The 21880-nt window shown below is 64.3% G+C and carries 20 protein-coding genes and 1 tRNA gene; 1 reads left to right on the top strand and 20 read right to left on the bottom strand.

Annotated features, from left to right (window positions below):
- Positions 1-5: 5 nt before the first annotated feature.
- From C7W88_RS08000 to peaA, 7 genes are read right to left on the bottom strand one after another with little or no spacing between them, the layout of a single operon-like run.
- Complete coding sequence (locus C7W88_RS08000) at positions 6-689, bottom strand: S8 family serine peptidase (RefSeq protein ID WP_118073145.1); 684 nt, start codon at positions 687-689, stop codon at positions 6-8.
- Positions 682-2325 carry an ABC transporter ATP-binding protein gene (locus C7W88_RS08005; RefSeq protein WP_240344883.1) on the bottom strand — a complete coding sequence of 548 codons (1644 nt, stop codon included), beginning with the start codon at positions 2323-2325 and terminating at the stop codon, positions 682-684. The genes C7W88_RS08000 and C7W88_RS08005 overlap by 8 nt, the downstream gene beginning before the upstream one ends.
- A 49-nt stretch (positions 2326-2374) precedes the next feature.
- Positions 2375-3361 (bottom strand): hypothetical protein, encoded by a 987-nt coding sequence (locus tag C7W88_RS08010; RefSeq protein ID WP_118073146.1) that lies wholly within the window; start codon positions 3359-3361, stop codon positions 2375-2377.
- Positions 3362-3375: 14 nt separating this feature from the next.
- Positions 3376-4464, bottom strand: a complete 1089-nt coding sequence (locus tag C7W88_RS08015) for a YncE family protein (RefSeq protein ID WP_118073147.1) — start codon at positions 4462-4464, stop codon at positions 3376-3378.
- 46 nt (positions 4465-4510) lie between these two features.
- Positions 4511-4837: a quinohemoprotein amine dehydrogenase subunit gamma gene (gene qhpC, locus C7W88_RS08020; protein WP_109796883.1), complete on the bottom strand. Its 327-nt coding sequence runs from the start codon at positions 4835-4837 to the stop codon at positions 4511-4513.
- The gene (peaB, locus tag C7W88_RS08025; protein WP_118073148.1) at positions 4834-6288 is read right to left on the bottom strand and encodes a quinohemoprotein amine dehydrogenase maturation protein; all 1455 of its coding nucleotides are present in this window, start codon (positions 6286-6288) and stop codon (positions 4834-4836) included. The genes qhpC and peaB overlap by 4 nt, the downstream gene beginning before the upstream one ends.
- Positions 6285-8093 (bottom strand): quinohemoprotein amine dehydrogenase subunit alpha, encoded by a 1809-nt coding sequence (gene peaA, locus C7W88_RS08030; RefSeq protein WP_118073149.1) that lies wholly within the window; start codon positions 8091-8093, stop codon positions 6285-6287. The genes peaB and peaA overlap by 4 nt, the downstream gene beginning before the upstream one ends.
- A gap of 316 nt (positions 8094-8409) precedes the next feature.
- On the opposite strand from peaA, the gene C7W88_RS08035 reads away from it, so the two are divergent.
- Positions 8410-8483, top strand: a tRNA-Gly gene (locus tag C7W88_RS08035).
- A gap of 99 nt (positions 8484-8582) precedes the next feature.
- Here the strand turns inward: C7W88_RS08035 and C7W88_RS08040 are convergent.
- From C7W88_RS08040 to rfbF, 13 genes are all read right to left on the bottom strand, one after another.
- Complete coding sequence (locus tag C7W88_RS08040; RefSeq protein ID WP_162895956.1) at positions 8583-9809, bottom strand: glycosyltransferase 87 family protein; 1227 nt, start codon at positions 9807-9809, stop codon at positions 8583-8585.
- A gap of 38 nt (positions 9810-9847) precedes the next feature.
- Positions 9848-10210, bottom strand: a complete 363-nt coding sequence (locus C7W88_RS08045) for a GtrA family protein (protein WP_162895957.1) — start codon at positions 10208-10210, stop codon at positions 9848-9850.
- A gap of 16 nt (positions 10211-10226) precedes the next feature.
- Positions 10227-11213, bottom strand: coding sequence for a glycosyltransferase family 2 protein (locus tag C7W88_RS08050; RefSeq protein WP_118073152.1), 987 nt, complete (start codon positions 11211-11213; stop codon positions 10227-10229).
- Positions 11210-12304 (bottom strand): hypothetical protein, encoded by a 1095-nt coding sequence (locus C7W88_RS08055; protein ID WP_118073153.1) that lies wholly within the window; start codon positions 12302-12304, stop codon positions 11210-11212. Before C7W88_RS08055 ends, C7W88_RS08050 begins: the two co-directional genes overlap by 4 nt.
- The gene (locus C7W88_RS08060; protein ID WP_118073154.1) at positions 12304-14226 is read right to left on the bottom strand and encodes an SLBB domain-containing protein; all 1923 of its coding nucleotides are present in this window, start codon (positions 14224-14226) and stop codon (positions 12304-12306) included. The genes C7W88_RS08055 and C7W88_RS08060 overlap by 1 nt, the downstream gene beginning before the upstream one ends.
- A gap of 18 nt (positions 14227-14244) precedes the next feature.
- Positions 14245-15222, bottom strand: a complete 978-nt coding sequence (locus C7W88_RS08065; RefSeq protein WP_118073155.1) for an NAD(P)-dependent oxidoreductase — start codon at positions 15220-15222, stop codon at positions 14245-14247.
- Positions 15215-15877 carry an HAD family hydrolase gene (locus tag C7W88_RS08070; protein WP_118073156.1) on the bottom strand — a complete coding sequence of 221 codons (663 nt, stop codon included), beginning with the start codon at positions 15875-15877 and terminating at the stop codon, positions 15215-15217. Before C7W88_RS08070 ends, C7W88_RS08065 begins: the two co-directional genes overlap by 8 nt.
- Before the next feature lie 3 nt (positions 15878-15880).
- Positions 15881-17758: a thiamine pyrophosphate-binding protein gene (locus tag C7W88_RS08075; RefSeq protein WP_118073157.1), complete on the bottom strand. Its 1878-nt coding sequence runs from the start codon at positions 17756-17758 to the stop codon at positions 15881-15883.
- Positions 17759-17762: 4 nt separating this feature from the next.
- Positions 17763-18569, bottom strand: a complete 807-nt coding sequence (locus C7W88_RS08080; RefSeq protein WP_118073158.1) for an aldolase/citrate lyase family protein — start codon at positions 18567-18569, stop codon at positions 17763-17765.
- Between the two features lie 29 nt (positions 18570-18598).
- The gene (gene rfbH, locus C7W88_RS08085; RefSeq protein WP_118073159.1) at positions 18599-19966 is read right to left on the bottom strand and encodes a lipopolysaccharide biosynthesis protein RfbH; all 1368 of its coding nucleotides are present in this window, start codon (positions 19964-19966) and stop codon (positions 18599-18601) included.
- Complete coding sequence (locus C7W88_RS23610) at positions 19963-20421, bottom strand: hypothetical protein (protein WP_240344884.1); 459 nt, start codon at positions 20419-20421, stop codon at positions 19963-19965. The genes rfbH and C7W88_RS23610 overlap by 4 nt, the downstream gene beginning before the upstream one ends.
- Positions 20422-20569: 148 nt before the next feature.
- Positions 20570-21076 carry a GDP-mannose 4,6-dehydratase gene (locus C7W88_RS23615; protein WP_240344885.1) on the bottom strand — a complete coding sequence of 169 codons (507 nt, stop codon included), beginning with the start codon at positions 21074-21076 and terminating at the stop codon, positions 20570-20572.
- A 2-nt stretch (positions 21077-21078) separates the two neighbouring features.
- Positions 21079-21834 carry a glucose-1-phosphate cytidylyltransferase gene (gene rfbF / locus C7W88_RS08095; protein WP_305036990.1) on the bottom strand — a complete coding sequence of 252 codons (756 nt, stop codon included), beginning with the start codon at positions 21832-21834 and terminating at the stop codon, positions 21079-21081.
- Positions 21835-21880 lie beyond the last annotated feature (46 nt).

Genomic DNA, 21880 nt, shown 5'->3' on the forward strand with positions numbered 1-21880 from the left:
CAAGCCTAGTCGGCACCGGCTCCTTGGGGTGTACGCAAATCGGCGCAAGCGGCGATGGCCTCGGCCCGGTGGCGCAGCCCGCACGCCGCGACCCAGCCGGTCACCTGCGCGACGGCGAAGCTGACGCCATAGAGGTTGCGGCGTGGTTCGACGCCGGGGATCGGGCGGGGATAGCCTGAGGCCATGACCATGCGCTGGTCGGCGCAAAGGGCCGGGGTGCCGCGCGGCAGGTCCCAGTCGAGACCGACGCCGAGGACTTGCGGCAGGCATCCCGGCCAGCAGGGCTGCCCGTCTGCCTCGTACGCGGCGACAATCAGGGTGCCGCGGTCTGTCGCTTCCTCGGCCAACAGGGCGAAGACTTCGGCATGGGCGGGGCTTGCCGTGCCGAGGCTGAGGTTGATCAGGTCGCACTCGGCTTCGAGGGCTTGCCGGATGCCTGTTGCCAATGCGCGGGCCGAGGCGCGCAGGCCATCGCGGAAGACGCGGATGGTCAGGATTTCGGCCTGCGGCGCAAGCTCCTGAATCGCGGCGGTAACGGCGGTGCCATGGCCAAGCTTGTCGAGCGCTTCGCCCGGGTCGGTCAGCACCGTGCCATCGGCGAGGATCGCGCAGCCGGGCAGGAGCCGCGCCGCGTCGATGTGCGGGTGGGTGGGGTGGACGCCGCTGTCGATCACCGCGATTCTAGCCATGCGCGGTAACCTGCGGTTCGATGCGCGCCTTGCCGCCCTCCAGTCGGATCACATGGTCCGCCATTTCAGCGAGGGCAGGCTTGTGCGTGATCACGATCAGCGTGGCATGGGGCAGGGCGCGGCGCAGGCCCAGCGCAACGACGCGCTCGGTCTCCTCGTCCAGCGCGGCGGTGGGCTCATCGAGGATCAACACATCGGGCTGGCGCAGCAGGGCGCGGGCGATGGCGATGCGGTGGCGCTCGCCCGCCGAGAGAGCAAGGCCGCGCTCTCCGGTGCGGGTGGCCAACCCTTCGGGGAGGCGGGCGATCAGGGCGTCGAGCCCGGCGGCGCTGGCGGCTGATGCGATCTGTTCAGGTGACGCCTCGGGCCGGGCGAAAGCGATGTTCTGGGCAATGGTGGCGTTGAACAGGAACGGCGCCTGATCGACCAGCAGAACGCGGGCGCGCAAGTCTGCGAGCGACAGATCGCGCAAGTCCGCGCCGTCGATGGTTACGCGGCCCCCGACCGGATCAAGGAAGCGCACCAGCAGATCGGCAAGGGTGGACTTGCCTGCGCCCGATGGTCCGATGATCGCGGTGAGCGAGCCTGCCGGGATGGCGAGGCTGGCGTTCTGCAGCACCGGCTCGCGGCCATGGTGCATGGTCACGCCTTCGAGGCGGATTTCGCGGGCGACAAGTGGCAGGGGCCAAGGCTTTTCGGCCTCGGTCACTTCGGGCGCAGTGTCGAACAGTTCAAAGATGCGGGCCAGCGCCACGCGCGCGGTGGCAAGGCTGGCGGTAAGGCCCATCAGCGCCTGCACCGGGGCGAGCAGGCGGCCGTGGTAGGTGATGAAGGCAACCAGCGCGCCGATGGTCATGGTGCCATCGATGATCTGCTTGCCGCCATAGAGGATCACTGCCGCGCTCGATGCGGTGACGATCGTGCCGGGGAGTGCACCGGTCAGGAACGAGGTGGTCTGCATCCGCAGCATCGTGGCGACGAAGCCACTGTTTGCGCGAGCGAAGCGTTGTGCTTCATGGTCCTCGGCCCCAAGCGCGTTGACCGTGCGCATGCCAAGGATCGTGTCGGCGAGCAGGCTGCCGATGTCCGCGCCGCGCTCGCGCATCTGGCGCGTCAGATCGGTCATGCGGCGCTGGAAGTGGAGGAAGCTCATCACCGCGAAGGGCACGAGCACAGTGCCGACAAGGAACAGCCTCCAGTCGAGCCAGAGCATCATGGCGACGGAGCCTGCGAAGAACAGCAAGTTGCTGAGCACCGAGAGCAGGGTGTCGCCGGCGACGCGTTGCACGTCGGAAACATCGGAATTGAGGCGCGACATCAGGTCGCCCAACCGGAAACTACCGTAGAAGCGCGGGGAGAGGCGCTGGAGGTGGCGCAGCAGGGCAACGCGCATGTCGAACAGCATCTGCGCCGAGAGTGAGACGTAGCGATAGGACACCAGCGCGTTGACGGCAAAGCCGCCCACCGTCGCGCCGACCATAAGCCCGGCGATCCGCACCAGCATCGGCCAGTCGCGCTTCAGCAGCGCCTCGTCGATCATCAGCTTGGAGATCAACGGCTGGGCGAGGGTGAGGCCGGTGGCGAGAAGGCTCCCCAGCAGCACCAGAACAAGGCGGGGGCGTAGGGCTTTAGCCACGGCCACAAGCGCTTGTAGGTGCTCCACGGAGCAATCTTCGGTGCCTCGGTCATGCCGCTTGCTCGCGCCGCACCAGATCGAAGCCATGAAGTGCGAAGCGCGGTTCCGGCAGCCTGGCCAGCAGAGCGGTCGTCTGCTCGTAGCCCGCCTTGGCGGCGGCGTATTGCTCATGCCACCAGCGGCCCGCGCCGCCATTGGCGTAGAACGGCAGCGACAGTTGCAGGTGGCGCCGCAGCGAGGCGAGCAGGAGCGAATGGTAGTGCGTGGATAGCAGGGCGGGGTCTTCTCCGCTTGCCAGTGCTCCGACCACGGCGGCGGCAAGGATGCCTTCGCGCGCGGCCTGAGCGGTGCCGTCGCCGCAGATGGGGTCAAAGGCGATGGCGGCGGTGCCGCAGGCCAGCCAATTGTCCCCGGCGAGTTGCGCCAGCATGCGCGGGCTGGTGTCGAACTGACCGCCTGTGTGCTCCAGCGCGTCGATCAGTGGGCCGATCAGCGGCGCATCATGTGCCAGCGATTGAGGATTTCCGCCGACCGCGAGCAACCACGCTTGTCCGAAGCCGTCGGGGATCAGGAACAGCCATCCTGCATCCACGGCCTCGATCCAGCAGGTGCGGGCGGGGGCATTTGCTTTCAGAGTGACCCGCGCGGTCGCTGAAATCCGCTCACCAAAGCGCAGCGTTTTGCCGCAGGAAAACGGTGCCATCGCCTCGATCGTGAAACGAGGCTGCACCTGCCCTGGATCGCACCCGCCCGTCGGATCGAGCGCCGCGGCAAGGTCGTCCTCCGAAACAACGACTGCCCCGTGCGGCATCGCGACGGCCTCGGCGCTGCCCCACTTCACCACCCGGTGCTCGATCCGGGGCCTGTCAGCAAACAGCGCAGGCTTGCCGAACACATCGCGCAGCAAGGCCAGCGCTGGATCGCTGAGCATGATCACCGGAACAGGACGGCGCAGGCCGGGTTCGCGCGCAAACGCGAACCCGGCCCGGTCCAGCAGGTGCGCGGCCGTAGCCACCGCGACGCCCTGCCCCCTCATGAGCACGTCAGCTGTCACTGCGTGATGATCATCCCCGCGCCGGTGGTATCGTTGCCGAGGTCGATTGTCTTGACGTGCTGCAGGGTCTGCGCATCGTACATCTCGATGTCGTAGCTCGCGCCGTAGATGTAGAGCAGCTTGCCATCGCCCGACATGCCGAACTGGAAGCGGGTGCGGCAGGGGAACTCGGCCTTGTTCTTGACCAGGTTGGTGGTCAGGTCGAGGTGCCAGAACTCGCAGCGCTTGTTGCCGACCTTCTCCTGCGTGACGACGGTCCAGCCTTCCTTCATGTCCTTGGACACTTGCAGGCCGGCCATGCCGCCGCCGACCGGGGCGGGGCCGATCGGGCGGAAGTCGAAGCTCTTGCTGACAAGGTCGAAGCGGCCCACGCCATAGACCTTGTTGCGGATGTAGGGGTCCTGCGCCGTGAACATCGAGACGTACTGATCGGGATTGCGCAGTGCCTCCACGCCGCCGCCGAAGCTGACGCCTTCGATGCCGGTTGCTTCCGGCTTGGAGAACTCCAGCCGGTCCTTGACCTTGAGCGATGCGGTATCGACCACCAGCACCTTGTCGCGGATCAGGAACAGCGTGCTGCCGTCCTTCGACAGCATGTAGTTGCCGCGCCCTGCGCCGTTGCGCACGTCCTCGTCGGGCACGTCGGCGGTGCGGACGACCGCCTTCCTGGTCAGGTCGATCACGCCGAACATCTGCGGGCTGACGGTCCAGCGGTCCTGCAGCTTCTCGAACTTCTGGATCATCGTGTAGAAATAGCGACCGGTCGGATCGGGCACGCCGCCGCCGAAGCGATAGCGCGTGGTCGGGGTGTTGAGGCTGAAGGAGTTGACCACCTTCTTGGTTGCCGTGTCGATCACCTCGATGCCGCTGGTGGTGATCGTGGTGACGTAGATCTTCTTCATGTCGTTCGAGATGCGCATCGAGGTGGGCAGGCCCGATGCCAGCGTGATGCGGTCCTTGATCTCGCCGGTCGCCTCGTCGACGATCAGCATCTTGTCGGGGTAGGACCCCATGAACACGGTCGATGCGTGCGCCGGGGCGGCGGTCGCAAGAAGGGGCAGGAGCGCGAGACCAAGTTTCTTCATGGGTCGGGTCTTCCGATGCTGACGTTTCACGAGAGAGCAGCAGCTCTCAGGGGAAGATGATGTCGAGGCTGCGCCAGTCCTTGGCCGCGGTCGCGCAATTGCTGGCCCAGTCGGGCGAGTAGTTGACATGATCGGGAACCTGCACCGGCCAGAAGCAGGTGACGTAGCAGTCATAGATGTCGCGCTCGGCCGGCTGGCACAGGCCTGCCGTGCCGCCGCCCGCATCGACTTCCCAGCCCGGCGAGAACGAGATCGAGCAGCCCATCGGCGTGTGCATCGGTTTCTGCTGTAGCGCGATCACGTCTTCCTCGGTCGAAGAAATGGTTTCCTCGATCCGCAGCGCCTTCTTGTTGAGGGGTTTCAGGTGCTTCATGACAAGCCCTTTCGTGCAGCAAAGCGTTCAAGAAATTCAGGATTTCGCTGGGCGACGGTGCCGTAGATCTTCAGGCAGGCCTCGGTCCATTCGCGGATCCAGTCGCAGTAGTGCAGGTTGGCGTGGCCGGTGTCGCCGTAGCGGACGAAGGCCTCGTGATGGCAGCCACCGGCGCAGAGCGGGCGCGCCCAGCAGGACGCGCATTCGTACTTTGCGCCGACATGGCCGCGCGTGAGGAAGTCGGTGCGCTTTTCCTTGTCGAGCCCGGTGGTGACGTGGCCGAGCACGTGGGTATCGGCATCGGTGAAGCGGTGGCAGGGCGAAAGGTCGCCCGAAGGACTGACGCCGACGAGGCCGAGGCCAGCGCCGCAGGGGTGCGACTTGTTGGTGCCCTGGATCAGCTCGCTGATCGTCTCAGAGACGTTGGAGAAGCCATGCATCTCGCCGCGCAGGGCATAGGCGAGCCATTCGGCGGCGAGCTCGTGGAACGCGGCGACGACCGTGTCCATGCCCTCGTCATCGAGCGTGTAGGCCTGCTGGCCGGAGTCCGTCACCGGCGCGAAGCCGACTTCGTGGAAGCCGAGGTCGTCCTTGAGGTGGCGGTAGATGCGGATCACGTCGGTCACGCCTTCGGTCAGCGTGACGCGGGCCGTGATCGCGCGGGTCTTGTGCCCGGCGATGAGCTTCCTCAGGCGCGGCTCCATCACCGCGTAGGAGCCCTTGCCGTTCTTGTAGACGCGGTGGCGGTCCTGCAGGTCGGGCGGGCCGTCCATCGAGACGGTCACGCCGATTGCCTGATCCGACAGGAACTGGATGATCTCGTCGGTCAGCAGCGTTGCGTTCGTGGTCAGGCTGTAGGTCATGCGCTTGCCCGCCGCAGCAGCGGCTTCGTTGGCATAAAGCACCACGTCGCGCAGGAGCTTGAAGTTCATCAAGGTCTCGCCGCCGAAGAAGGTGATGTGCGGCACCTCACGCTCGCCCGAACTCTTGAGCAGGAAGTCGACCGAGGTCCTGGCTGTTTCCAGCGTCATGTACTTGGGCTTGCCCGCAGGCGTGGCGATCTTGTCGGCGCCGAATTCGTAGCAATAGGTGCAGGCAAGATTGCACTGGTTGGTGACGTTGAGCACCAGCGCCTGCAGCGGATAGTCCTCGGGCGGAGCCGCCGGGGCGAGGGGAGCTTCGCGGATCTCGTCCGAGACGATGCCGCGAACGGCGCGCAACTCGCGGATCAGGTCCTCGGCATCGGCGCGCGAATAGCCCTTCTCGACCAGCGCACCAACCATCTCGCCATAGGCCATCTGGCGCTCGCCAAGCACGGCCATGACACTGGCCGCGCCTTCATCCAGCGCGAAGATTGCCCCTGCGGAGGCAAGGTAGACGAAGCCCGCGCCATCGGCTTCGAACAGGTGGATGTCGCCGCGGCGATACTTGGGGGCGAGGGTCGTGGTCACTTGGCCACCTCCGGCTGATCCCAGCGCTTGTAGGCGGGCACGGTGACGACGAGGAACGCCTTGCCGGTCAGCGGCTTGCCGAGGCTGTCCTTCTCGGACTTCGCCGTGGCGACGACCCAGACCTCGCCATAGTTGTTGCGACCCCACTTGCGCTCGGGGTTCGGCCCGTCGATCGCCGGGGTGAACAGCGCGGTCGGGCTGAGCTTGCCGACGTAGTTGACGTCATCGTCGTAATAGACCGTCGGCAGTTCCTCCATCGCCCAGGTCACGTCGATGGGCCCGAGCGAGACGTCGTCTGCCGTGTAGGGCTTGCCGTCGAGTCCGGCGTCGTAGCCAAGCGCGTCGAACTGCTGGTAGCCGGGCGTATGCTTCTCGCTGCCGCCGAGGCGGGCGATGGCGGTTTCTGGCGTGACCTTGATGTAATCGACCTTTTTGTAGACCGGCAGGCCAGCGGCCAGGATCGAGCCGCCCACGCCGACGTCATGCGCGCCGACTGTGGCATCGGGGGCGACATCGACGGTGAGCACCGCCTCGGTCGGGCTGGCGGAAACCACCTTGGTCACCGTCACGCCTTTGCCGAGGTCGATGTCCGAAGCCTTCAGGCCTGCCGGGAAGGCATCGCCGATCAGCTTAAGCGATGCGCCCTTGGTCCCGGCCTTAAGCGCGTAGGGCCAAGTGGCGACGACGGTCGGTTCCGCGGCGGCGCGGGTCAGCTTTACGTTGAAGCCGAACTCGGTGTAATCGCCCCAGAACCAGCGGCCTTCCGCGCTCCTGCGGTCGGGCGAGAACTGCATCGCCTCGCGCGTTTCATGGTCCTGCGGTGCATCTGGCCGTGCCCCGGCAGGGCCGCTCGACGACGTGCCGCGCCAGGAATATCCGGTGTAGACCAGACCCTTGCCGCTGCGGGTGAGGGTCGAGCCATCGGCCAGCGATTTCAGCGTGATGGTGGTAGTGTAATCGTCATCCGCGCCAGCGGGCCTCAGCATCATCTCGCCAACATAAAGCCCCTTGCCGGGCAGGAAGGCGTTGACCAGCCACTTGCCGCCGAGCTTGGCCGACGACTGCCGCGCCTGCCACTTCGTCCATTCGGGCGTCATCAGCGGCGCGTTCTTGTTCATGTAATCGAGCGCAACTTCCACCGGCAGCGGCTTGGGCGCGCCATTGGCGGGGACAGGCTGCGTCGGGTCTTCCACGGGCTTGCGAAACTGCGCGTCAGCCTGCGAATACATGGCGACGTGCAAGTTGCGCAGCAGGCTCCATTCCGCCTTGGAACGCCGCCAAGACAGCGGCTGGGCAAAGGCATGGCAGGCCGCGCAGGACTGGCGGATCGTCTCGTTCGGGATATTGCTTTCCACGACGATGCGGTGTTCGGGCAGGTAGGAAACCGGCTTTGCTTCCTCGGGCGAAAGGCCGTTGCTGGCCGAGAGCGAGCGGATCACCGCCTTGGCTTCAGCGGGCGTGATCGACAGGCCGTTGAGCGAGGCCATGCGGCGGATGACCTGTGCCCAGCCTTCGGGCGTGGTCCGCACCCAGGAAATGCGCGAGAGGTTGCCCTTCGCATCTGCGGTATGGCAAGTGCCGCATTTTTCGACGACCAGCGGATCCTTGATGGCGATGCCGGCCTCGGTTTCCATCGGGTTAGAAGGATCGCGTGGCGGCTCCTTGGCGGACTGTGCCAGCACGATCGAGGCAGGGAGCGCGGTCAGGGCAAGGAATTGCAGAAGATGCCGACGGTGCGGGCGCTTTGCCCCAGTCTGGCTAACATCCGTGGCAAGATCACGGGCAGCAGTTTCGGCCAAAGTCATGGTCGCGATTTCCCCCTTGGCAGGCCGTGTCCGCAACGAGTCGAACGCGGTGTCAGGGCAAAGACTGGACAGATGTCAAAAGTTCGTCAACGCCTTTGTTTTTGCGGTTGCGAAAAGGGTTTGGCGCTGTACCGGATGATACTCGCGCATGACCAAGGCAGGGGCCATACGCTGATCGCGCACACCGTTCAGTGGCAAGCCGACACGTGCATCGGGCAAATGCGGCGAACCGCAGCCGCAAGGTTGACGACCGCCCCTCGATCATGCCAGAGGCAGCGCATCCGGCAGCCCCGGTTCAGGCAGCCTCCACGGCCGCGCGGGTGTAGCTCAATGGTAGAGCAGCAGCTTCCCAAGCTGAATACGAGGGTTCGATTCCCTTCACCCGCTCCAGCCTCTTATTTCGCCGCATCGCTGAGTTCAGGGTTGGCTCATCCCTTCGCCCGCTCCATTCTCACACGCAATTGCGCGCGTCGGCTTCTCTGTCCTCCATCACGGCGCGCCAGACGAGCGCGATGGTGTGCCACGCCAGCAGGCTGGGGCCAGGATGTTCAGGATCGGCCGGATGAACATGCCGAGCCCGATGCCGTGCTGGACGGTGACGGTGTGCCCGGCAAAGAAGCTGTCCTGGATCATCGAAGGGATGGTCGAAAAGACGATCTCTCCGGGAAGTGACAGGACATAGGCGATGACGATGGCGGCGGGGCGCAGCCAGCCTTCCCAGCGCTCCATCATCACGAACAGCAGTATCAGGGCGGGGGTGTAGCCGCCGGCTTCCGAAGTGATCAGGGCGAGGCTGACGGCCAGCAGCGTGGCCCGGTGAGCCGGCACCGCCTGTGGGCGGAACCAGATGGCGGCGGCACCGAGCACCATGCTGGCCTGACCCAGGCGAAGAATCAGGGAAATGATCGGATCGCCGGTCTCGACCAGCTGCGAACCGATCAGTGCAGTGATCGGGAAATCGGTGCTGTTCAGCAGCGACTTCATCGGGATGAACGTCACCGGATACCAGACATCAAGGACGCTTGCGGCATTGAAGCCGCCAGAGAAGGCCGTGATGTTGCGGACGATCTCGCCGGGCGTGCCGATGCCGAGCATGGCAAAGGAGGCGAGGTAGACAGCGACAAAGGCGATTGCGCCGCCTTCGAACCAGCGCCAGCGGCGACGCAGCAGTTGTGCCGCCAGGGCTGCCACCAGATAGACCTTGAGATTGATCGCCACGGCAAGGCTCAGCCACCGCAGGCGGGCCGACTTCAGCAACGGGCCAAAGGCCAGGATCATGCAGGCAAAGGCCAGCAGGATGAGATTGCCGCGCTCCAGGCCATAAAGCAGCGGCATGCCCGCGGTGAGCGCAAAGGACCGCGGTATGGCGGTGCGCCGGTCCAGCTTGGCAAATGCCAATGCGCAAAGGACGATATCCAGAAGATAGAAGCCATGGATCGCGGCGATGCCGAGCCAGTCACACGTGCGGACCTCGAGCCCGGCCGTCGTCTGCGCATAGCAGGATGCGAGGCCGAGGGGGCGCAGGACGACGAACGAAATCGGCGGGTAGATCGAGGCCCAGCTATCGTAGATGCCGCGGTCGTGCGCCCACCATGCGGTGTTGAACCAGTCCATCCAGGTGTCGGACGATTCATAGAAGAACGGCTGCGGTAGATAGCCCCGCGTGACGAGGTGCCACATGTTCCACACGGTCATCGCGGCAATGAGCGCGGCCATCGCCCATTCGAAGCGGAGCCCTGCGCGTCTGGCCATGATCAGGAGGCCGAGGGCCGGAAGACCCAGCGCTTGAGGACGAGATAGTTCAGGATGACACCGAAGGCGGTGGTTGCCGCGCCTGCAGCATAGGGGTTGGGTATGTATTGCGAAGCCAGGCGCAGGACGAGCAGGTTGACGATGTAGTTGCCGAGGTATGAAGCCACGAAGCGGAGTTTTGCCGGGCCGCTGCCGATGAACACGCCGCGCGAGTAGGTGACATAGTTGAACGCGGTGCCAAGGACGTACCCGATGGCCTGCGCCAGATACCGATCGAGGCCCAGCCATACCAGAGCGGCATAGATGCCGAAGCCGAAGGCGGTGTTCATCGCTCCGGCAACCAGATAGCGCACAATCTCAACCATGCCCGCGCGCGGCATGTCAGTAATCTTGCGGGAAATTGTAGCGTTCCCGTTCGTGGACGAGCGGGGCTGCCCGGGTTCGCTCCGAAATCTGACGAACATGGTCTCCCATAAGCCCAAGGAAGCCGAAGATCAGCGAAACCTGCGCCTGCATCACGCTGCCGATCAGCCACCCGGCGATGGGGCGACCGGTAAAGAAGGCGATGCCTGCGCCGACCAGCATGGCCAAGGCGATCACGATGCCGACCACTCCGAAGTAAAGCGGCACGCGCAGGAGACGCTTGGACGAGCCGGTCAACCCCGTTACCGCGAAGTCGAGCAGAGTGAAGAAGTTGTTCTTCGATGCGCCACGCGCCCGGGGCGGGCGGACATAGCCGATCGTTTCAAGCGGGAAGCCCGTTTCTACCAGCAGCCCGCGATAGAACGGTTCAGGCTCATTCAGCGCCTTGATCGCATCGACGACGCGGCGGCTGTAGAGACCAAAGCCGGTGGCATTGGGAATGGTCTGGAAATCGCCGAAGTTCTTGGCGAGCCAGTAGGACAGGCCACGCACCGCGCGTAGCACGGTTCCGGAATCCTCGGCTTCGCGGACGCCCAGTACGATGTCCACGCCTGCTCGCCAGCGTTCCACGAACTGAGGAAGCAGGGCAGGCGAATCCTGGAAATCGGCGCACATGCCGATGACAGCCCGCCCGCGCGCGGCGAAGATCCCATGCGTGGGCGAGCGCATCTGCCCGAAATTGCGGGTGTTGACGATCAGGCGGATGCGCGGATCGCGCGCGCACATTTCCCGGATGATCGGCACCGTGCGGTCGGTGGAGCAATTGTCGATGAACAGGATTTCGAAGCTGGCTCCGGTCTTCTCAAGCTCGTCGATGACCGCCGCGGCAATGGCTTCGGCGTTGAGTTCCTCGTTGTAGCACGGGATCACGACCGAGATGTCCTCGATCCCGGTGGCATCTGCCGAAACGAGAGCGCGTGTCGGGGCGGTGCTGGCGCAGGTCATTGCACGGCCTTTCGCGGCTCTCCCGGGGGAGGACGCAGCTTGTAGAATTCCACGGCCAGCCCGAGCAGCAACAGGAGCAGCCCGATCGCCAGGGCAGGGAGGTTGTACTGGCGGTCCGGATCGACATAGGCCGGTTCGAGAATGCGGATGTTGGCAGTGGAAGTCAGGTCCTCGACCGACGTGCCCTGCAGGAAGCGCTTGTAGTTGTCGTAGAGCGACTGGGCGACATCAAGCTCGCGCCGCAGCCTGAGGCCCTTGGTCGATTCCTGGACCACCTGCCCGACCGAGCCGCGCTGTTGCGGCTGGGGTTCGGCTGCAAGCGCGCGACGCCGCAGCAGTTCCTGCAGTTCAACCTGGGCGCGCTGAACGAGAATGTTCTGGTCCGTGGCAAAACGGCGGAGCGCATTGAGTTCGGACTGCTTGGCCTCGATCTGCGCATCGAGCGCAGGGACTTTCTTGGCCACTTCCTGCACCGCCGACTGAGGATCGCCATAGCGCGTGTTGAGGCGGAAGGTATCGAATTCGGCCTGTGCCCGATCCAGCCGCTGCGCTGCCTGATCGACCAATTGTTCCAGAATGCGGCGCTTGTAGGCGGTTTGCTCGCGCGAGATCACGCCAAGCTGCTCGCGTACCGCATCGGCATAAGTTGCGACCACATCGCGCGCGAAATCACCGTCACGACGGACCATTTCGATCTCGATGATCCCGCCGCGCATGATGCGTACGTCGACGTTCTTTTCGAGCCAGCGCAGGCCTTGCGTCTCGTTCAGGCCAAGCCGCTCACCCAGCTTGACGCGCCGGGCGACGAGCTGGCGGACATAGACGCTGCGCGCAACCTTCAGGCTGACTTCGATCGCCGTCTGGTTGCCGAAGATGTTGGCGCCGGCACCAAGCTGGCTGAGCGTACCCGAAAGGCCGAGCGTGGAGGGATCGCTTGGCGTCAGGCTTACCGCAGCGCGGTAGTTCTGCGGGTAAACCGTCAACACGGCACAGATCACCAGCGCGACAGCAAGACCGGTGCGACGGACGCGGTCGTTGCCGATGATACGCCCGTGCACGAGGCTGCCGACAAGGCTCTTGCGCGGTGTCATCACTTGATCGCCGCAAGGGCTGCGGCACTGATGCCGGCCTGGAAGATGATCTGGGTAATGTCCTTGATCTTGGCCAGCAGCGTGGACGATTGCGTTCGAACCGGCACGAACAGCACGTCACCCGGCAACGCCGTGCTGTCGAGCGCGCCCTTGCGTTTGGTCTCCACTGCGCCATTGGCGTGGACAACGAAGATCGCGCCCTTGTCGGCCGAGCGCTGGACGCCGCCGGCCGCTTCGAGATAGTCCTTCACCTTGCCGCTGCGTGCCGGATCGAGCAGGAACGAGGCCGGCCGGTAAACCGCGCCGAATACGCCCACGGTATCGACGCGCGGCGGAACGATGATGCGATCGTTGTTTTCGAGGACGACCGTTTCGGGCAGGCTCGTCGCGGTCGGCGTGATGTTCATCACCAAGCGCCCATCGGGTTCTGCGGTGCGCATTCTTTGCAGCAGGGCCCTGGCCGATGCCAGTTGCGCTTCACGGTCAGGCTGGCTTTGCGAGGCATAGCCGGTGAGGGCGGCGGCATTGACCATCTGTTCAAGCTGTTCGACCGCAGCCCTGAAGCTTTCGCGCTGTTGCTCGCGGACCGTGGCGCGGCTGAACACCGTTCCATAGACGAATGCCCGGCTGGTGAAGCCGCCGGCAAGGCGGACGACTTCGCTGACCGATGTGCCGGGGGCGACGAAGTAGTTTCCAGGCCGCTGAACCTCGCCCTCGAGCCGCACGAGGACGGACTGCTTTTCTATGGGGCGGGCGAGGCTGCCCTTGGCGAGGATCTGGAGAACGTCGCCGCCCTCGGCCGGGGAGAGGGCGAGCTGGGCGCGAGGCAGCTCGCGGCTGCCGACGCTGTCGCGGTCTGCAAGGCGGTAGAGGATGACACGATCGGGATCGGCCAGCTGGTTCGGGCCGCCGGCGTAGGCCAGAAGATCCTCCAGCGTCTCCTGCCCGCGCAGTTCGTAGATCGCTTCCTCGTTGGCGCTGCCGATCACCGCGACCTGCTTGCCGACTGCGGGCACGAACAGCACATCCTCGTTGCGCAGGATCGGATCGCGTGAACGATCGCCCTTGCGCAGGATGTCGTAGAGATCGAAATCCTGCACTTCCTGCCCGTTGCGGTAGAGCTTGACGCTGCGCAGGCTGCCGCCCGCATTGGGGCCGCCCGCAGCGACCAGAGCACCGAGCAGCGTAGACAGGGAATTCACGGTGTAGACGCCCGGTTTCTGCGCGAAGCCTGTCACGAACACCCGGATGCCGTGGAGCTTCTTGATGCTGACAGACACGTCGTAGCCGCGATATTGCGCGCCGATCGCCTGCGAGACGTGCCGCTTGAGATCGCGATAGCGCACCCCGATGAGGCTGACCTCGCCAATGTTCGGGAGAAAGATGCGCCCGTTGGCGTCGACCGGGAATTCGGCGCTGCCGACGACCGATCCGGTCAGGTTGATTGCAATGACATCGCCCACGCCGATGGGATAATCGGGCGGAATGACGAGGGCCGAGGGCACGGAGTAATCGGTGGCACTTGGCACCAGCAGATCAGCGCCGAAGCGCGGCACCTTGCGGCCGGCCATGCTGGCGAGGAACTGTTCGAATTCGCTCAGCTTCGGTTCGGGGCGTTCGGTATCGCCGCCCGATGTTACGCGGGCGGCCTTGTCGGTGCCGGAACCGGACGAGCCTTCGGCGGTAACGTCGCGCTCGGTACTGCTTCTTGCCGATGGCGTGATGTCGAGCGGCGTGAACAGGGTCGAGGTATTTGCGCTTTCGCTGTCGCTGCTGTCACGCTGCCCATTCTGCTGCGAGTTCTGTTGCGATTCCTGCTGCGCAAGTGCGGGCATGGCAAAGGCCAGCAAGCCCCCGGCGAGGGCGGGAACAATGGCCCGCGCGAAAGGCGCGGTGCGAGCGGGGGAGGGGGTGATAGGCATGACGTCTTCTTTTCTCGATCAGGCTGGAGCCGGCACGCCGGGAACAATGGCCTTGGGGTGCGACTGTCCGAGCCAGTCCATCGTTTCTCTGATGCCCTGAAGCAGCGGCACGCGGGCGATCCTGTGCGTCCGGAGAAGGGCATCGTAGCGTGCGCCGTCCCCGTGATAGATGTCGGCATGGGGCGCGGTGATCGCCGCACGCTCGACGCTGCCTCCCGGCATCAGGCTGGCGACGAGCCGGGCAACGTCCCCCAGCTCCATCGGCTCTCCACCGCTGTCGAACCGCGATACGCCCTGCCCGCGCAGCATTGTGGCGAGGACCAGGCTCAGCAGTTCGCGCAAGCTGGCGTAGGCCCGGACGACTTGGCGGGGACTGCGCACTGCGATCGGCCTGCCTGCCAGCGCGTCAAGGATAAAGCTGGCGATGGCATAGGCTTCGGGCTTGTTGATGCGGGGGCCGAGCAAGGCATAGATGCGCACGATGGCGGCCGTGGCCTGACGATCCTGTGCCCATTTGCCGAAGCGCTCTTCCTCTTCGAGCTTGAGCTGCCCGTAGAGTTCGAGCGCACCTTGGGCGCTGCCGTCTTCCGCTTTTGCGGCGGCGCCTGACGAGGCAACGAACAGACCGGTGGTGCCGATCGCGTCCAGTGCGTCAAGCACTTGTCCGGTGATGGCGCGATTGGCCGCGGCGTAATCACGCTCGTCCATCACCGACGCGCGGTCCTTGGTCAGGAAGGCGGTGTGAAATACCCAGGTCAGGGCATGGGGGAGGTTGGCAATGGAAGAAAGCGCGGCTTGCGGCAGAGTGCTGCCGTCAGCCAGTGTCAATTCTCTGGCGCTCGATCCGAAAGCGCGGACCCGGGCGCGCAGAGCGTCAGGACCAAGCGCGGCGTTCAGCAGATCGAGCAGCGCAAGGCCGATCCATCCACCCGAACCGGTGATGACGATCCGATGCCCGTCCCGGCGCAGAGCTTCCGCCACGATCGGATCAAGCATGGACGCCTGCCAGAATGGTGGAGGCAAGGTCTCCGAACCGGTCAAAGCTGCGGTCGGGGTCGGGGATGTAGTCAGCTTTTGCGTAGCCGTGGGTGAGGAACATGAACGGAATGCCGAGGCAGTCGGCCACGGCGTGATCGATTTCGCTGTCGCCAATGAACAGGCAATCGCGCGGCCGAACCTGCAGTTCCTCAAGGACCGCTTCGAGAAGATCGGGTGCAGGTTTGGACGGAATCCCCGGGCGTCCGCCCACGACCGAAGAGAACAGGTGCGCCAGATCGGTGTCGGCGAGGACCTGGTCGACGAGTGGCTGTGGCTTGTTCGAGCAGATTGCCAGCGTGAAACCCGCCTCGCGCAGGTCGATCAGACCTTTCTCGACATCGGCGAAGAGCGAGTTGCGCGCAGTTCGCTTGGTGGCATATCGCGCGCGGAACTCGGCTATTTCCTCGTCGGGATCGGCACAGGCGCTCCCGAGCAGCGCGGCGACCATGCGGGGACCGCCTTCGCTCATCCACGGCCGGGCAAACTCCGGGTCGATGACGAGATCGCTGCCACGGTCGCGCAGCATGTCGTCGAGAATCTCGACGCATATCGCGCAACTATCGACGAGCGTGCCGTCGAGGTCGAAGATCAGCGATTTCTGCACCCCCGCCATGGCCTATCTCAGGATGGCGCAGGGGCTCATGGCCTCTGCCAGTTCGGCATCGCTGAGGAAAGGCGAAAGGTCTTCCAGCGGCGGCGATACCATCGAGCCATCGGCCAGGCGGCGGCTGGACAGCTTGGGTTCGAACTGCTGACCCTTGTCTATCATCACTTCGCACAGCTGGGGCCCCGGACCATCCAGCGTCGCCCGAATGGCCGAATGCAGCTCACCATCGCGGCAGGCCTTGCGTGCGGGAAGTCCGAAACCATCGGCCAGTCTTGCGAAGTCGGGGAATGTCAGGCCGCTGTCTGGCCCGCAACCAACCGAAAAGCCGCTGAAGTGCGCAACCTGGGACTGGCGGATCGAATGGTAGCCGTCATTATTGAGGACGAAAATCTTGATTGGCAGATTTGCGCCGACGATCGTCTGCAATTCCTGCAGGTTCATCATGATCGAACCGTCACCGGCAAGGCAGACGATCCGCTTGGGTGCGCCACCCATGGCTGCGGCCCCGAAGTATGCACCGATCGCTGCGGGAAGATCGTAACCCATGCTGGCGCAGCCGGAGTTGGTGTAGAGCCGCTGGCCGGCCTTGATGCGTGCCGCCTGGAAAATCGTGACGCAGGCCGTACCGTCACCGGTGACGATGATGTCACCCTCGTCCAGTTCCTCGAACAGGGCTTCGGCAAACACGTAAGGGTTGCTTGGTCCCTCGCTTGAGCGCATCGAATCCAGCACGGCGGGGTATCGCGCAGAGCGTTCGCGACTGCGGGCGAGATAGGCTGCCCTGTGCGCTTCGCCAGCCGCTGGAATGGGCATGGACCGTGCCGCGGCGAAGAAGGCTCGCAGGTCAGCATGAATCGGTCGGTGAAGGCGCAGCGTCGGCTTGGCGAGTTCGGCGCTGTCGATGTCGACCATGGCCACCCGTGCATTGCGGGCAAAGCTGCCCCAGTTATAGCTGATCTGGCGGACATTGAGGCGGCTGCCGAGTACGAGGACGTAGTCTGCCGCCTGGACCGCGAAGTTGCCGCCACGATCGCCCACGCTGCCGGGCCGCCCGACATAAAGCGGGTGCGCATCCGGCAAGGCGTCGTGCGCGTTCCAGCCGGTCACGACCGGGGCACCGAGACGTTCGACGAATTCGAGAAACGCGGCATGCGTGCCTGACAGGCGGACACCGGCGCCCACGAACACGACCGGGCGTTCGGCTGCCGTGATCTCTGCCAGCAAAGCGCCGACTTCTGCTTCAAGGTCAGTGCCTTCGAGAGCGCCGGCCTCTGCATCGGTATTGCTCGGAAGGTCGGCCAGACCTTCGTCGGACGCAGGATCATAACCTGCCAAGGCTTCGGGATCTACCGGGGCTGCCTGAACGTCGATCGGTACGTCGATCCAAACCGGGCCGGGCCTGCCCCTTCGGGCGAGGTGAATGGCGCGTTCGACCACCCGGCGCGTGTCTTGCGGGTCCTGCAGCAATACGGCGTACTTGGTAATCGGGCGCGCCATCGCGATGATGTCGACTTCCTGATCGCCAAGCTGGCGCAGGGGAATCTGCGGATAGTTACCCGCGATGGTCTCGCGCTTCACCTGCCCCGAAACGACGATCATCGGGACGGAATCGACATAGGCGCCATATACGCCGTTAAGGGCGTTCACGCCGCCCGGACCGGTCGTCACGTTGACCAGGGCGGGGCGTCCGGTGAGACGCCCGTAGCTTTCCGCGGCAATGGCGCAGGCCTGTTCGTGGTGGGAGAAGATCTTGCGCAGGCCCGCTTCCCGGCCGAACGCATCGTTCAGGTGCATGGCACCTCCGCCCGTCAGCATGAAGCAATCGCTGATGCCATGCTGGACGAGCAGACGCGCGATCAGGTCTGCAACACGAATAGTCTGCGCCATGGGGTCAGGCTGCTTCCGCCGTGCGGGCCGACACCTTCTGGCGGGCTTCCATCATTTCGATGCGGGCGGCGTCCTCCTCGGCGATGCCGCGATAGAAATCGCGCTTGTTCTTCAGCCAGAGCAGTTCGAACTCGATCGCAAGTTCCATGCCGGCCTGGGCACGGCCATCATCGGCCACGATGGAATCGAACACAACCTTGCGGGTCTCGAAGCGGTCAAGCCGGTGGCGACGCGCGCCCGAAAGAAGCGGGATCGAATCCGGGCTGACACCGCCGCCCACGACCAGTTCGATGCCGCGAATGCGCGCTTCCTGCGCCACGCGGTTGACGTAGGCCGCCATGTCCGGTGAATTCACGAAGCCGCGATCCTGGCCGAGCGAGCCTGCAAAATCCACGCGGCCGAAGACGAAGCCGACCTTGCCTGCCTGCGCCACGCCGCCAAGTTCCTCGAGATGCTCGAACGTTGCCGCAGTTTCGACGTTGAACAGGAAGGACATGTCCTCCTGCTCCTTTGCCGGAAACACCTTGTTCTTGGCAGCGATGAACTTGCTGAGCGCATAGGGCGTTTCGACCATCGGGGCGATGATCATGTCGACGCCGTACTGGCGGGCTTCGATAAGATCGCGGATGGCCTCGCACCCGCCGATCTTCAGTGCCACCTTGAGTCCTGCGCGGCGCGCCAGTTCGAGCAGGCGAAGGAATTCATCGGAGCGTGTGCCTTCGGCTTCGAATTCCGCCTTGACCGCAACGAAACCGAGATCTTTCCGACCCTTTTCGAGAATGGCAAGCATTTGCTTTTCGTAAGTATTCATCTTGTCATCCTGTCCTTTTAACCAACAGATCAGCGCTTGCCGTTGACGAAATTGGCGAGCATTTCGACGCTGTAGGAAAGATGGTCTTCGGTAAGACCCGGATAGAGACCAATCCAGAAGGTGTTGGTCGTCACGAGATCGGCGTTGGCAAGGTCGCCAACGACACGAACATTGCGCCCCTTCATGTAGGGCTGATGCAGCAGGTTGCCGCCAAACAGCAGGCGCGTGCCGACCTGCTTGTCATTGAGGTACTGGACGAGCTCTTCGCGGTTCAGGCCGCTTTCGGGGCGGATCGTCAGCGGGAAGCCGAACCAGCTTGGCTTGCTGCGCGGGGTGGCCTCCGGAAGGATGAAGACATCCTCGAGCGGGCGCATCAGTTCGATCAGCTTGGCAAAGTTGCGACTGCGCGCGGCAATGAAATCATCGACCTGGGCAAGCTGGGCGAGGCCCACGGCAGCCTGCATGTCGGTAATCTTCAGGTTATAGCCGACATGGCCGTACGTGTACTTGTGGTCATAGCCGTGCGGCAGGGTGCCGAGGCGACGGGCAAAGCGCTTGCCACAGGTGTTGTCCTGACCGGGCGCGCACCAGCAATCCCGGCCCCAGTCGCGGATGGATTCGACCACGCGCTTGAGGCGCGGCTTGTCGGTGAACACAGCGCCGCCTTCGCCCATGGTGATGTGGTGGGCAGGGTAGAACGACAGCGTACCGAGATGGCCAAAGGTTCCGACCGGCTTGTCGTCATAAGTGGCGCCAAGCGCGTCGCAGGTGTCCTCGACCACCCAGAGGTTGTACTTCTCGGCAACGCGCATCACCTCGGCAAGGTCGAACGGGCTGCCCAGCGTGTGGGCGATCATGATCGCGCGGGTCTTTTCCGAGACCGCAGCTTCGATCATTTCCGGCTTGATGTTGTAGGTCGGGATGTCGACGTCGACGAACACGGGCACGAGCCCGTATTGCAGCGAGGGATTGACCGTCGTGGGAAAGCCGGTGGCGACGGTGATGACTTCGTCACCAGCCTTCAGCGCTTCGCTGCGATGGTAGTGCGACGTGAGCGCGGCCAGCGCGAGAAGGTTTGCCGACGAGCCGGAATTGGTGGTGAGCGCGTGGGCTACGCCCATGCGTTTGGCCAGCTGTTCCTCGAAAAGCGCATTGTAGCGCCCTGTCGTCAGCCACATGTCGAGGCTGGCGTCGACCAGGTTGCGCATCTCGCTTTCGCCCACGACCTTGCCGGACACCGGCACTGGGCTCTGTCCCGGCACGAAGGGGCGAGGGCCGTGGAAACGGCGGGCATATTCGCCAGAAAGGCTCAAGATCAGCTGGCGCAGCTCGGCTTCGTCGGCATGGGCGGCCACGGCCTGAACGTCGGCAGCGCGGGGAAGGGTGTCGGTTGTCATGTCATGCACTGCCTGATTGGAATTGTTGGGCCTGATTGGAATTGCTGGAATTTTTCGCGGTATTCGGTGAGCTGGCCAAGCGAAGTGGCTCTGGCGCAGTCGCCGCGATCCACGGTCTGGTGCCAGGAGACGATGCGCTGCAGCGCTTCGTCGAGCCGCCAGGTCGGCCGCCAGCCGAGGACGCTGCGCGCCTTTGCGCAATCGAGCCTGAGATTGTGCGCTTCGTGCAGGTTGGCCGCAGTTTCCGGACGGTCCCAGCCGGACGTGCCCCACGCTGCGGTCATCCTGTCGGCAATCCAGTCAACCGGCCGAGTGTCGTCATCCGCCGGGCCGAAGTTCCAGCCCTCGGCCGCCCAGGACTTCCCAGAAGCTAGCGCTTCGGCAATCATCAGGTAACCGCCGAGAGCTTCCAGTACGTGTTGCCACGGGCGGATGGCATGAGGGTTGCGAATCAACGGGCGCGCACCGGCGATCAACGCGCGGACGATGTCCGGGATCAGGCGATCCTGTGCCCAGTCGCCCCGCCGATGACGTTGCCGGCGCGGACCGAGGCAAGACCAGCTGCCCCTTCGGCCGAGAAGAAGCTGCGGCGATAGGCGGAGATCACGATCTCTGCCGCGCCTTTGCTGGCGGAATAGGGATCGTGCCCCCCATCGGATCGTTTTCGCGATAGGGCCAGAGCCATTCGCGGTTCTCGTAGGCCTTGTCCGAAGTGATGCAGACGATCGCCCGCAGGGCCTTTGCCCGTCTGCACGCTTCGAGCACGTGCACCGTACCCTGGACGTTGGTTGCAAACGTCTCGACCGGCATATCATACGACAGGCGGACCAGAGGTTGCGCGGCCATGTGGAATACGACTTCGGGATCGCTCCGTTCGACCGCAGCCACGCACGTGGGCAGATCGCGAATGTCGCCTTCGATATGGTCGACCAGCGCATCGATCCGTGCCTGGCGGAACAGGCTCGTCTCTTCGGCCGGAAGTGACAGGCCAGTGACCTTGGCGCCCATTTGCGTGAGCCACAAACATAGCCAGCTGCCCTTGAAACCGGTGTGACCGGTCAGCAGGACCCGGCGTCCTGCCCAGAAAGCGGGATCGTGTTGGTGCGCCATGCTTACCAGCACTTCCAGGGCGCGGAACCTTCGGCCCAGAGGCGGTCAAGCAATTGCTTGTCGCGCAGGGTATCCATGGGTTGCCAGAACCCGCTGTGCCTGAAGGCGACGAGTTCGCCCTGCCGAGCGAGTGTTTCCAGCGGGCCACTTTCCCAGATTGTGTCGGCGCCGGGGATCAGATCGATGACCGATGGATCGAGGACAAAGAAGCCGCCGTTGATCAGCCCGCCGTCGCCAGCGGGCTTTTCCTTGAAGTCGACCACCTTGTCACCATCGAACTCCAGCGCGCCGAACCGCCCGGGAGGGGCGACAGCCGCGATGGTCGCCTTGCGGCCGTGGGCGCGGTGGAAGGCGAGTTCGGCGGTCACGTCGATATCGGCAACGCCATCGCCATAAGTGAAGCAGAACGGCTCATCATCGAGGTGGGAGCGGACCGCGCGCAGGCGGCCGCCGGTCTGCGCTTCGGCACCGGTTTCGACCAGCGTCACCTTCCATGGCTCGCACTTGGCCTGGTGGACTTCGATGGCATTTCGCGACAGATCAATGGTTACATCGGCCGAATGCAGGAAGTAATTCGCGAAGAACTCCTTGATGACGTATCCCTTGTAACCAAGGCATATCACGAAATCAGTCACGCCATGGGCAGCGTATATTTTCATGATGTGCCAGATTATCGGAAATCCGCCGACTTCGACCATTGGTTTTGGGCGAACAGACGTTTCTTCGCCAAGGCGAGTCCCCAGACCGCCTGCCAGAATGACCGCTTTGGTCAAAGTATACCCCAGAATGATTGTATGATATAAG

Origin of the sequence: Novosphingobium sp. THN1 (genome assembly GCF_003454795.1) — a bacterium.
Lineage (GTDB): Bacteria > Pseudomonadota > Alphaproteobacteria > Sphingomonadales > Sphingomonadaceae > Novosphingobium.